The following is an 11,987-nucleotide window of genomic DNA, read 5'->3' as shown; positions in this document are numbered from 1 at the left end:
CATTCATTTCGGTGTAAGAAGGGAACACGTCCTGCCGTTCGATCTTAGAGGGATGAACAAAAAAGAGCCCCACGGCATATGCCATGGAGCTCTTCCGGTATGATTCTGACTGGGCTCGAACCAGCGACCTCTACCCTGTCAAGGTAGCGCTCTCCCAGCTGAGCTACAGAATCACGTGATGTCTTTCTGGGATACTTTTATTATATCAACATATCGAAAAGAGTAAAGCTTTTTTTAAAATTTTTTTATTTTGTTTTTCGCCCCCGTAATCGATCTTCGTACAGTTAGAACTTGCACCCATCGCACAGGTCACCTACTATGTAATTAATCACATATAAAAATAAGGAGGGATCATCATGAATTTTTTGACGAGGTTCAGTCTGAAGAACCCGGTCGCGGTCTTCATCATCGCATTTTTGCTCGTTCTAGGAGGCGTCTATTCCTTCACTAAACTGAAGGTCGATCAGTTCCCGGAAATCGAGTTTCCGCAAATCTCTATCGAAGTCGTCTACCCTGGCGCCTCACCTGGTGACGTCGACGAGCAGGTCGTCTCGAAGCTCGAAACCAGCCTGAAAGGCATCGAAGGGTCGACGAATCTGACGAGCTCTTCATATGAGAGCATCGGTATCATCAACCTCGAGTTTCCGTTCGATACAGACATGGACAACGTCGAGCAGCAGGTCGACGCTGTCATCGCGGATGCGAACCTGCCGGAGGAAGCGGAGACGAAAATCAACCGCTTGTCTTTCGGCGCATTCCCGATCTACAACATCTCTTTCTTCAGTAAAGACGGAGAAGACATCGACACGCTGCTCAAGGAAGAGATCGAGCCGAAGCTCGAGAAGATCAATGGTGTCAACAACATCTCGGTCGGCGGTTATAAGAACGATCTCGTCCAAATCACGGTCGACAAAGAAAAAGCGACAGCAGCCGGCCTTTCGCTGTCCGCCATCAAAGAACAAGTCAATGCGAAGTACTTGTCGTTCCCTGCAGGCCAGCTGACGGAAGGTGAATCGCAAATCCCTGTCCGGGTCGAAGAAAAACTCGAGACGATCAATAAGCTCGAGAACCTTCAGCTGACACCGGCTGCAGGAGCGTCAAGCCCGCCTCAGACGAACGCCGGTCCCCCAAGCGGACAACCTGGCACGTCACCCGAACCGGCAACGCAAGCAGCACCGGTCCGCCTGAAGGACGTCGCGAAGATCGAGGCCGTCTCGAAGCAGAGCGAGAAGACACGTTTCAATACGAAGGACTCGCTCTCGATGGCCATCACGAAGAAACAGGATGCGAACACGGTCGAAATCGCGGACGAAGTCATGGCGGTCCTCGACGAGTACAAGGATCAGGTCGACTATACGATCGGGATCGATTCTGCGAAGGACATCGAGGAGTCGGTCACGACGCTCGTCAAGGAAGGCCTGCTCGGCGCGTTGTTCGCCTCGCTCGCCGTCCTGTTGTTCCTGCGCAATCTGCGTGCGACGATCATCGCCATCATCTCGATTCCGCTGTCGCTCCTGATCGCGGCCATCTTCCTGAACTGGCAGGACATCTCGCTTAACATCATGACGCTCGGTGGTATGGCTGTCGCTGTCGGCCGGGTCGTCGATGATTCCATCGTCGTCATCGAGAACATCTTCCGCCGCGTCCGAAAATCACCTGGCGGCATGACTGACGAGATCATCGAGGAGTCGACGAAGGAAATCCTGAAGGCGATCACGTCCTCGACGCTGACGACGGTCGTCGTCTTCCTGCCGATCGGCTTCGTTGGCGGCATCACAGGGAAGTTCTTCCTCCCGTTCGCCCTGACGATCATCTTCTCACTCCTCGCGTCATTGCTCGTCGCAATCACGATCGTACCGATTCTTGCTAAGTTCTCCTTCAAGAAGGTGCCGAAAGAGGAGAAGGAAGGTGCGCTTCAACGCTGGTACGGGCGTCTGATCGAGCGTTCGCTTTCCCACAAGGCGATTATCCTCGCCCTGTCGTTCCTCCTGCTTGGAGGTTCACTCGCCATCGTGCCTCAACTCGGCTTCACTTTCATCCCGAACGAGGCATCGAAGACGTTGACGGCGACCATCGAACTCCCAGCCGCTTCGTCGCTCGATACGACGAGCGATCTGTCCCTTCAGATGGAGGAGATGTTCGAAGAGGAGAACGCGATCGGCGATGTCACGACATCCGTCGGTGCCCGTGACTTCTCGACCGGGCTCCGACTCGACAACAAGGCAAGCTACTTCCTCGGTCTGAAGGATGGCGCTGACGTCGAAAAGACAATCCGCTCGCTCGAGAGCAAGATGGAGCAGATCGCAGAAGAGGACGGTGCGGACGCGAAAATCAGCATCGCCGAACTGCAGACAGGCGGTCCGCCTTCGAACAACAACGTCGACATCGACCTCTTCTCGAACGATCCGGAAGCGCTTCAGGAAGCAGCCGCTCTCGTCGAGAAATCGATGCAGCAAAACAACGATCTGAAGTATGTCACGAACAACTTCAGCGATAAACAGAAACAATACCGCGTCGTGATCGACCCGGAAAAAGCGAGTGACCGCGGCCTGTCCGGATTCCAGATCCTCGGTACGGTGAGCGATCAGACGCGTCCGGTAACGGTCGGTACGCTCGACCTCGACGGCAAGGAGCAGGAAGTCCAACTCTCCTACGACGCGTCGCTTGAATCGAAGAAGAATCTGGAGGACGTGCAGCTGTTCAGCGCGACGGGTCCTGTGTCACTGAAGGACGTCGCTGTCGTCGAAGAAGTCGACTCGTTCACATCCATCCAAAAACTCGACGGCCGCGTCTATGCACGAGTCTCCGGACAGGTGAAAGGCGACGACGTCCAGGCCGTCTCAAGTACGGTCGAGGCAGATGTCAAGAAGCTCGATCTGCCTGAAGGCGTGTCACTGACGAGCGGCGGCGGAAACGATGAGACGGTCGAAATCTTCCAGTCGCTCGGTATCGCCATCGTCGTCGCGATCGGACTCGTCTACCTGACGATGTTGATCACGTTCGGCAAGGCCCGTACCCCGTTCATCATCTTGTCTTCGCTCATCTTCGTTCCGATCGGTTCGCTCGTGACACTCTATCTCGCAAGCGAACCGCTATCGGTCAGTGTGATGATCGGCTTCCTGATGCTGATCGGAATCGTCACGACGAACGCGATCGTGCTCGTCGACCGGATCGGTCAGAATACGAAACGCGGTCTTCCGATCCGCGAATCGTTGATCGAGGCCGGAAAGACACGGCTTCGTCCAATCCTGATGACGGCTTTTGCGACGATCATGGCACTCGTGCCGCTCGCATTGACGACGTCATCCGGAACGCTCATCTCGAAGGGGCTCGCCCTGACCGTGATCGGCGGGTTGACGACGTCGACCTTGCTGACGCTGATCATCGTGCCTGTCGTCTATGAACTGTTCTTCTTCAAAAAAGCGAAGTCAGAACGAAAATCCTAAAAGAAATCGCCTCTTTCATTTTGAAAGGGGCGATTTTTTCGTGGTGTCGCAAAACGTTACTCGAATTCAATTCCGTTCCCTCACCTTCCACTCCGCCCAGCGGAAGCGGGCTGCAATCACCTTCTCGACCTCGATCAACAGGAAGATCGCAAGACCGAAGCCGATCGGGATGATCCAATCAGAAAGCGAGAGCGGAACCGTCCCGAACGCCTTGTTCATGAGCGGCAGGTAGGTGATCAGAAGCTGAAGTACGATCAACAGAAACGACATATAGAACGCGACCTTGTTATGGAAAAATGCCGCGTTGAACGCAGGAGCCGTCTCGACGCGCGTGTTGAACAGATGGAAGAGCTGACCGAACACGATCGTGTTGAGCGTCATCGTATGGATGAAGTTGCTCGATGCGCCCTGGCGATGCAAATAGGCGTTGATCAGCAGCGTGCCGACACCGATCAGGATCGAGACGAGCGTCACGCGAAACACGTAATAACGGCTGAGCAACGGTGTATGCTTCGGTCGAGGACTCCGGTGCATCGACCCCGCTTCAAGCGGCTCGAACGCATTCGCGAAGGCGAGTGTCACTGCGACGACCATATTGACCCAAAGGATTTGGAGTGCCGTAAGCGGGAGCGCGACCCCGAACAGGATGCTTGCGAGAATCAACAATCCTTGCCCGCCGTTCGTCGGCAGGATGAACAGGATCGTCTTCTTCAGGTTGTCATAGACGCGCCTGCCTTCCTTGACCGCCTCGAAAATCGTCCGGAAGTTGTCGTCGACGAGTACCATCTCAGCCGCTTCCTTCGACACTTCGGTCCCTTTTATCCCCATCGCGACGCCGATATCGGCCCGTCGGAGCGCCGGCGCATCGTTGACGCCATCCCCGGTCATCGCGACGATTTCCCCGTTCGCCTGCAACGCGCTGACAAGCCGTGTCTTGTTCGTCGGGCTCGTCCGGGCGAAGATATTGTATTTCTCAGCGGCGAGCTTCAGCTGCTCGTCGTCCATCTCATCCATCTCCGTCCCTTCGAGGGCGAGACCGTCCTTCGCGATACCGAGCTCCTGACCGATCGCGAGTGCCGTCTCCTTATGATCCCCTGTGATCATCTTGACCTGTATCCCTGCACCCCGGCAGGCTTTGACGGCCTCGTGAGCTTCCGGGCGCAACGGATCCCGGATTCCGCACAATCCGAGGAACTCGACCCCGCTTCGCAAGTCCTCCGGATCGATTTCCGTCTTTCCGTCCGGGATGACACGTTTCGCGATCCCGATCACACGCTCGCCCCTCCTGGCGAGACTGAGCAGCTTCTTCTCCCAGCGCGCAAGATCGAAGGTTGGATCGCTCGACCGGGCCATCGCGAACAACCGGTCCGGCGCACCTTTCAGATAGATGACGTGACCTCCGTCTCTTTTTGACAGTGTCGCCATATATTTATGAGCGGAGTCGAAAGGTATTTTGGCGATCACCGGCAGCTTCTCCACCGGTCGTCCCGCTTTCCTCGCGAGCGTGACGAGACACCCTTCCGTCGGGTCGCCCGTTATGCGCCATCGTCCCTTTCCTTCATCGAAATAGAGTCCAGCCTCGTTGCAGGTCACGGCAGCTTCAAGCAGCTCCGCGAGCTCATCGTCATCGCTGATTTCTCCGGCTTCCGCCTTGATGACTCCTTCCGGCGCGTATCCGGTGCCGGTCACTTGATACCTGCGGCTGACCGTCTCGATGTCGACGACGGTCATCTCGTTCTTCGTCAACGTTCCGGTCTTGTCCGAGCAGATGACCGATACCGCACCAAGCGTCTCGACGGATGGCAGATTTCGAACGATCGCTTTGCGTTTGGCCATCTCCCGCGCCCCGATCGCGAGGATGATCGTGATGATCGGCGGTAATCCTTCCGGAATGACAGCGACAGCAAGCCCGATGACGGCGAGCAAGAGCAGCCCCGGTTCGAAGTCGCGCCAGTAATAGCCGAAGAGGAACGTCGCGATCGAGACGGCGAGGATGGCGAAGGCGACCATCTTGCCGAATTGTGCCGTCTGTTCGATCAAGGGTGTCCTGATCGGTTCGACCTCCGCGATCGATGCGTTGATCTTCCCGAGCTCGGTATCACTTCCCGTCTCTACGACGATTCCGATCCCTGTTCCGGCAGCGACTGACGTACCTGAAAAAGCGAGATTCGTCCGGTCGCCGAGTCCTATTTTCTCCCGCAAGGCTTCAGTCGTCTTCTCGATCACGGCCGCTTCCCCGGTCAGCGCCGATTCCTCGACCTTCAGGTTATCAGAGACGAAAAGCCTCAGATCGGCTGGTATCCGGTCACCCGGCATGAGATAGACGACATCGCCCCTGACGAGGTGTGCGGCATCGATTTTGAGACGTTGTCCTCTCCGGAGCACGAGGGCGCGCAAAGAGAGCATCTCCTTGATTCCTTCAAGCGCACGCTCCGCCTTGCTCTCCTGGAGATATCCGACGAGCCCCATCAAGAAGACGACGAGGGCGATGATGACCGTATCCACGACATGGCCGAGCCCTCCCGTGACGACAGCCGCCCCAATCAGGACATAGATCAGCGGATCATTGAACTGCTTCAGGAATTTCCGCCAGGACGGCTCCTTTTTTCCTTCAGGCAAGACGTTCAAGCCCGACTGTTCAAGACGCCGGGTTGCCTCTTCGTCCGCCAGACCTTCCTCGCGCCTTACATCGAGTTCCTGTTCGATCATCTCCACTTCCCGGCTGTGCCAAGCGATTGGAATGTGTTTTTGTTCAATCCGTGACGAACTTTGCGCCATCAGCGCCCGCCTCCTTCGCTAGAGTCGCGTTCTCCCTTCCATTAGTATCCTTTCCCCCTTTGTCAGGAACATATCATTTCCAGCGATGAACATCTGCGCACAAAAAAACCTCTCGAAGGGAGAGGTCTTCTTGCGGTATTCAGTGGAGCGTCGGGACTACCTTGTAGTATTCCTCCATCGTCATGTCCCGAAGTTTGAGATGTGAGGCGATCGCCTTTCCGACGTACCGGTAATGCCAGCTTTCGTACGTGTACCCTGTTTCAGCTTCCTTGCCTTTTGGATAGCGCAGGTGGAATCCGTATGCATGGGCATGCTGCTCGAGCCATTTCGATTCCTTCGTCTTCGCGAAAGCCGCCTTCGCAAAGAGCGTGCTGTCCTTTCCGCCGAGATCGAACGCGAGCCCCGTCTGATGTTCACTCCGGCCGGCTCTCGCGCTATAGGTGCTTGCCTTGACGATCCCGTCCTGCTCCACATATTTCGCGAACAGATTCTTTTGGTATGCATACGATCTGTATGTACTGAATGCGACGAGATGGATGCCGTCCTTTTTCGCGTCAGCCTTCATGCGTTCGAACTCCCCGCGAGCGACGACGTTCTCTCCCGGTGCATATGTCGATTTCAATGCGTACTGCTTATTGACGAGCAGGACCGAACCGAATCGTTTCCCGCCGATTTGCGCCTCCGTCAGCAAATATTTGCTGCTCGCATATCCCGTCTTCGCTCCGTATCGGACTTTCGACCAATCCCCGAGACGTCCGAGCTCTTTGATGTAGACACCTGTCGGGATGACGTTGACAGACGTCGCTTTCGCCGTCGGCGCCGTACGCAGGTGCAGCGGGGTCTTGGCCTGACGGTACTCCGCCGCTTCAGCAGTAGGCGCGATCGCCGTACTGAGCAGGATGGCCGGCAGGATGTATCTGAGTCGTAGTTGCTTCATGATGTAAGTTCTCCTTCAAGCTGTTTTCTTTTAGCATACCATTTCCAAATGAGGTCAATGCAGACTATTACTATATTGTAATCATTTTTCCATATTTTCGGATGTATGTTTCGAGGTTCTAAATGGCTGACTGTGGGAATAGGAAAGAGATTGCCAAAAAGGGGGTGACGCATGGACATTCTCGGCTCTTTCTTCATTTTCTTCGCCGTCGTCTGGCTGTTTGAAGGGATTTTATTCCGCAGCAGAAGGGAAAAAGCGGAGGAACGCCACAGTTTTTCGTTAATATTCTGGACGATGCTGATTATCATCGGGCTGAGCCTCGTCTTTCAGGGCTCCCCTGCGCGTGATGCTATCCGCATCTCAGCACTCCTCTTGCTTTACGGAGGCGTTTTTCTCCGCTATGCCGGAATCGTTCAACTGAAACGGCAGTTCACGCGTCACGTCAGCGTCGAACCGGGCGATGAACTCGTCAGCTCAGGTCCTTACCGCTATGTGCGACATCCTCTTTATGCCGGTCTTTTGCTGATCACGGCCGGTTTCCCGCTCTACTTCGGCCTCTACGCCCTCACCTGTATCGGATTCCTGGCGATGTTCCTCGCCCTCCATCATCGAATCAAACTCGAGGAGGAGATGCTTACGGACAGCTTTGGCAGTGCTTATACGGACTGGGCAAAGGAGCGGAAGCGCTTGATTCCATTCATCTATTAAAAGGAGATGTGGTTCGTTTGAAGAAAAAAGCAGTAGTCGTTGGAGCAGGTCTCGCAGGCATGTCGGCCGCTATTCGCCTTTCAGGAGACGGTTATGATGTGACGATGCTCGAGAAGAACGGAAATATCGGAGGGAAGCTGAACCAGCGGAGCGGCAAAGGGTACACGTTCGATACCGGACCGTCGATCTTGACGATGCCGTGGGTGCTCGAGCAGTTGTTCGCAAGCGTCCACCGCCGGCTCGAGGACTATATTGAAATCGAACGCGTCGAACCCCAGTGGCGGACGTTCTTCGAGGACGGTGTCGAAATCGACGTCAGCGGCGACTTGCCGACGATGCTGTCTGAAACCAAGAAGGTTTCGAAAGACGCCGATTTTGGCGAATTACTCAGCTACTCAGAGAAGATGTACGACCTCTGCCTCAAGAGCTTCTACCGTTACAGTCTTGAGGATCTGAAGGATTTGAAGAAGTATCATACATTGTCCGAACTCATGCTGCTCGACCCGATGAACACGGTCGCTTCGAGTACGCGCAAGCGTCTCAAAAATCCACATCTCGAACAACTGTTCAACTACATGGTGATGTACGTCGGATCGAATCCCTACAGCGCGCCGGCAGTCTTCAACCAGATGATCTACGTCCAAATGGGGCTTGGCATCTATTATGTGAAGGGTGGAATGTACAACATCGCTCGCGGCATGAAGAAGCTGCTCGACGAGCTGCGCGTGACGGTCCATCTCGATTCACCGGTCGACGAGATCGTCCTCGACGGCAAGCGGGCGGTCGGCGTCAAGTCGAACGGAAACTTCTATCCTGCAGATGTCGTCGTCTCGAACCTCGAGGTCATCCCGGCCTATACGAACCTCGTGCCGGAGAAGAAGGCATCGAAACAGGCCAAACTCCTGAACAAGAGCTTCATCCCTTCAGTGTCCGGACTCGTCCTGCTCCTCGGTGTCGACCGAAAATTCGACCGCTTGAAGCATCATAATTTCTTCTTCTCGAACGATCCCGAACAGGAATTCAAACAGATGTTCAAGGATGGCGTCCCGCCTGAAAATCCGACCATCTATGTCGGCGTCTCTTCGAAATCGGACGCGACACAGGCACCTGAAGGGAAGGAAAACCTGTTCATCCTGACACACGTCCCTCCACTGTCGAAAAAGAACGGACGGATCGACTGGGACGTATACCGCGAGGTCGTCCTCGACAAGCTTGAACGGATGGGGTTGACAGGTTTGCGGGAATCGATCGAGTTCGAGTATCGATTCACTCCGGAGGACCTGCAGGAGCTGTATGGACCGAATGGCGGTTCGATCTACGGTGTCGCCGCGGATAAGAAGAAGAACGGCGGGTTCAAGATTCCGTCGAAAAGCACGCTATACGACGGACTCTACTTCGTCGGCGGATCGACGCATCCGGGAGGCGGCGTCCCGATGGTCACGTTGTCCGGCCAGCTGACGGCAGACCTGATTCAAAAACACGAGAACTAAAAACGAGGGAGAAGGACTCGCTGCTTGAGTCCTTCTCCCTCGTTCGTCATTTCACCCACAGTTTCTCGACGGTCATCCGTCCGCTTTCAAAGCTCACCTTGTGGACGTCCGGCATGTCGAGCGCCTTCCAGAAATCATGGCCATACCGGTCGTCATACTGCTGAAGCATCAGCGCAAGCAAGTTGCCGTGTGTCCCGATGACGACCGACTCGTTCGAATGAAGCGCGAGAATCCGCTCGACCACTTCCTTGCCGCGTCTCCCCGCCTCTTCGTTCGTCTCGCCGCCAAACGGATTCTCATCCGGATGTTCCCATACATGTCGAACGGCCTCGGCGAAGTTCGGTACCTCACCTGGCGCGAGAAGGCGTTCCCGCAGGTCCTCTTCGAGGATGATCTCGATGCCTCTCTCTTTTGCGAGTGGCTCCACCGTCTCGATCGCCCGAACGTACGGGCTCGAATAGATATGGTCGACATGCTCCATCTCGAGGACACGAGCTACGCGTTCGGCATCCTTTTTCCCTGAATCAGAGAGCGGACGTTCCCGCTCGTCCGGCGTATATACGGAATGGGCATGCCGCACCAAAAACATCGTCGTCATTCTCCAACTCCCCTTTCAGCCATCAGTCGAAGAAGCGCCGCCGGGACACGACTTCTGAATGCCTCATAGTCATGCGTCCCGCCTCGGACGATCTCGAACTCGGCTCTCGGCACCCTTTTTTTGATATGCCCATACATCGTTTCATTGCTTCGAAGAAATGCATTCGACAGCGTCGAATCCGCACTGACCTCCGTATCTCCGCAATCCATGAAGAAGGACTCGTCCCCAGTCAGGCGACTCGCCGCGAGTAAGGATTCCATCTCCTCGAAGTTACGGAAGAACGCCGGAGAGAAGGCCGCTCCGCGGCTGAAAATGTCCGGATACGCACACATCGCGTACAAGGAAATCAATCCACCGAGCGAGATACCCGCCATCACGTTCTCTTTCGGTATCGTCCGGTAACGTCTGTCGATTTCCGCCTTCAGGTGGGACACGAGGCCATCGATGTAGGCGATTCCTCCGCCGCCGAACGCTTCGTCCCCTGTCATCTTCTCACTCAGCGTACCGGTCCGAAACGGACAGTACTCCTCTTTTCGTCTCGCCGGATCATTTTCGATCGCGACGACGATGAAAGCTGCCTCGCCCTCATCCAGGTGTTCATCCAGTCGTAGCGACTGTTCGACATCATTTCCGAAGACATGCTGCCCGTCATGCAGATAAAGCACGGGGTACCGCCCTTCCGTCTGTCCATATCGCTTCGGCAGATAGACATGGACCATCCTATCCTTGATGTCCGCCGTCAAATTCATTGTGATCGTTTCAATCATTCCCTCAGCTCCAATCCTATACGAACTTCTTTCTGCTCCCAAAGGAAATCTCCTTCTGTAACCAAAACTTTATGCAATTCCCCATGCAATAGAGGGTAAAATCAAAAAGACAGATTCAAGGAGGTTCTTAAACGATGAAACACAAATATGTATTAAGCAGTGCACTTCTCTCGACCACGCTCCTGCTCGGAGCATGCGCAGGAGACGCGGGTCATGAAACAGCGAGCCATGAGACGGAATCGACACACGAAGGGATGGACCACAGCGGATCAAGCGACGTCCCGAGCGGATTGAAGGAAGCGAGCAATCCGACGTACCCGGTCGATTCGAAAGCGATCATCAAATCTGACCACATGGAAGGTATGGACGGCGCGGAGGCGACGATTGTCGGCGCTTACGACACGACCGTCTACAGTGTCAGCTACGAACCGGCGAACGGAGGAGAACTCGTCAAGGATCACAAGTGGGTCATCCATGAGGAATTGAAGGACGCGGGAGACTCGCCGCTCAAGAAAGGCGACGAAGCGACGATTGAAGCTGACCATATGGAAGGCATGGATGGGGCGAAGGCGACGATCGACAGCGCGGAGCAGACGACCGTCTACATGGTCGACTTTGAGCCGACTGATGGAAGCGAGAAGGTCACGAACCACAAATGGGTCACCGAGGACGAGTTGTCCGCTGAATAATCCATCCAGTCCGCCTCGCTTGCGCAGGCGGACTTTTGATGCACAAAAAAAATCCCGTTCGCCGGTTGGCGAACGGGATTTCGGTATGATTCTGACTGGGCTCGAACCAGCGACCTCTACCCTGTCAAGGTAGCGCTCTCCCAGCTGAGCTACAGAATCACGTAGTAAGTACTGCTAGGATAGTTATTAATATAGCAAGAAACTAAAGACTTGGCAACAGGTTTAGTGAAAATAATTAAAATAAATTTATCTGAATCTGTTATAAAACAATAATTGACTTTTTCTATCTGTACTAATACAATACAAGTAACACCACTAGTTGAATCGTTGTTCCCCGCAAGTGCAGTACATACGTGGGGAGTCAGGCTAACCTTAAGGAGGATGTATCTACAATGGAATCTGTCTACCAAGAAACCTCACCTGAGTTTTATCGTCAACTCCCTGTCAAAACATGCTCGCACTGCGGTAATGAGATGAGCGAACAGTGCGAATCCTACCAGACAGAATGTGATTCATGTTCGTCAACTGAACATTGATCCTCGAAGCGGCCTTCCCGGGCCGCTTCTTTCTTTAG

At 54.6% G+C, this 11,987-nt stretch carries 9 protein-coding genes and 2 tRNA genes; 5 read left to right on the top strand and 6 right to left on the bottom strand.

Annotated features, from left to right (window positions below):
• Positions 1-100: 100 nt before the first annotated feature.
• Positions 101-173: transfer RNA gene (locus DFG60_RS05010), tRNA-Val, on the bottom strand.
• A 183-nt stretch (positions 174-356) separates the two neighbouring features.
• Between DFG60_RS05010 and DFG60_RS05005 the strand changes: the two genes are divergently transcribed.
• Positions 357-3,446, top strand: coding sequence for an efflux RND transporter permease subunit (locus tag DFG60_RS05005; RefSeq protein ID WP_114570645.1), 3,090 nt, complete (start codon positions 357-359; stop codon positions 3,444-3,446).
• Positions 3,447-3,512: 66 nt separating this feature from the next.
• Here the strand turns inward: DFG60_RS05005 and DFG60_RS05000 are convergent, their stop codons facing one another.
• The gene (locus DFG60_RS05000) at positions 3,513-6,224 is read right to left on the bottom strand and encodes a cation-transporting P-type ATPase (protein ID WP_114570644.1); all 2,712 of its coding nucleotides are present in this window, start codon (positions 6,222-6,224) and stop codon (positions 3,513-3,515) included.
• A gap of 139 nt (positions 6,225-6,363) precedes the next feature.
• Positions 6,364-7,161, bottom strand: a complete 798-nt coding sequence (locus DFG60_RS04995; RefSeq protein ID WP_114570643.1) for a D-alanyl-D-alanine carboxypeptidase family protein — start codon at positions 7,159-7,161, stop codon at positions 6,364-6,366.
• A gap of 171 nt (positions 7,162-7,332) precedes the next feature.
• Between DFG60_RS04995 and DFG60_RS04990 the strand changes: the two genes are divergently transcribed.
• Together DFG60_RS04990 and DFG60_RS04985 are read left to right on the top strand one after the other, a co-directional pair.
• Positions 7,333-7,869 (top strand): methyltransferase family protein, encoded by a 537-nt coding sequence (locus DFG60_RS04990; RefSeq protein ID WP_114570642.1) that lies wholly within the window; start codon positions 7,333-7,335, stop codon positions 7,867-7,869.
• Between the two features lie 17 nt (positions 7,870-7,886).
• The gene (locus DFG60_RS04985; protein ID WP_114570641.1) at positions 7,887-9,359 is read left to right on the top strand and encodes a phytoene desaturase family protein; all 1,473 of its coding nucleotides are present in this window, start codon (positions 7,887-7,889) and stop codon (positions 9,357-9,359) included.
• A gap of 46 nt (positions 9,360-9,405) precedes the next feature.
• Here the strand turns inward: DFG60_RS04985 and DFG60_RS04980 are convergent, their stop codons facing one another.
• Complete coding sequence (locus DFG60_RS04980; protein WP_114570640.1) at positions 9,406-9,957, bottom strand: histidine phosphatase family protein; 552 nt, start codon at positions 9,955-9,957, stop codon at positions 9,406-9,408.
• The gene (locus DFG60_RS04975; protein WP_114570639.1) at positions 9,954-10,724 is read right to left on the bottom strand and encodes an alpha/beta hydrolase; all 771 of its coding nucleotides are present in this window, start codon (positions 10,722-10,724) and stop codon (positions 9,954-9,956) included. Before DFG60_RS04975 ends, DFG60_RS04980 begins: the two co-directional genes overlap by 4 nt.
• 134 nt (positions 10,725-10,858) lie before the next feature.
• Between DFG60_RS04975 and DFG60_RS04970 the strand changes: the two genes are divergently transcribed.
• A complete protein-coding gene (locus DFG60_RS04970) occupies positions 10,859-11,413 on the top strand; it encodes a YdhK family protein (protein WP_114570638.1) in 555 nt (184 codons plus the stop codon).
• 86 nt (positions 11,414-11,499) lie between these two features.
• Here the strand turns inward: DFG60_RS04970 and DFG60_RS04965 are convergent.
• A tRNA-Val gene (locus tag DFG60_RS04965) sits at positions 11,500-11,572 on the bottom strand.
• A gap of 233 nt (positions 11,573-11,805) precedes the next feature.
• Here DFG60_RS04965 and yhfH point away from each other — a divergent pair.
• On the top strand, positions 11,806-11,949 hold the full coding sequence (yhfH, locus tag DFG60_RS04960; protein WP_114570637.1) for a protein YhfH: 144 nt from the start codon (positions 11,806-11,808) through the stop codon (positions 11,947-11,949).
• Positions 11,950-11,987 lie beyond the last annotated feature (38 nt).

This window comes from Exiguobacterium flavidum (assembly GCF_003344535.1).
GTDB lineage: Bacteria > Bacillota > Bacilli > Exiguobacteriales > Exiguobacteriaceae > Exiguobacterium_A > Exiguobacterium_A flavidum.
This window is presented reverse-complemented; position numbering and strand designations above follow the sequence as displayed.

Excerpts from the sequence above, each read along its gene's own strand:
- DFG60_RS05000 (WP_114570644.1), bottom strand. The coding sequence starts at position 6,224 with ATGGCGCAAAGTTCGTCACGGATTGAACAAAAACACATTCCAATCGCT.
- DFG60_RS04970 (WP_114570638.1), top strand. The coding sequence starts at position 10,859 with ATGAAACACAAATATGTATTAAGCAGTGCACTTCTCTCGACCACGCTC.
- DFG60_RS04990 (WP_114570642.1), top strand. The coding sequence starts at position 7,333 with ATGGACATTCTCGGCTCTTTCTTCATTTTCTTCGCCGTCGTCTGGCTG.
- DFG60_RS04980 (WP_114570640.1), bottom strand. The coding sequence starts at position 9,957 with ATGACGACGATGTTTTTGGTGCGGCATGCCCATTCCGTATATACGCCG.
- DFG60_RS05005 (WP_114570645.1), top strand. The coding sequence starts at position 357 with ATGAATTTTTTGACGAGGTTCAGTCTGAAGAACCCGGTCGCGGTCTTC.
- DFG60_RS04975 (WP_114570639.1), bottom strand. The coding sequence starts at position 10,724 with ATGATTGAAACGATCACAATGAATTTGACGGCGGACATCAAGGATAGG.
- yhfH (WP_114570637.1), top strand. The coding sequence starts at position 11,806 with ATGGAATCTGTCTACCAAGAAACCTCACCTGAGTTTTATCGTCAACTC.
- DFG60_RS04995 (WP_114570643.1), bottom strand. The coding sequence starts at position 7,161 with ATGAAGCAACTACGACTCAGATACATCCTGCCGGCCATCCTGCTCAGT.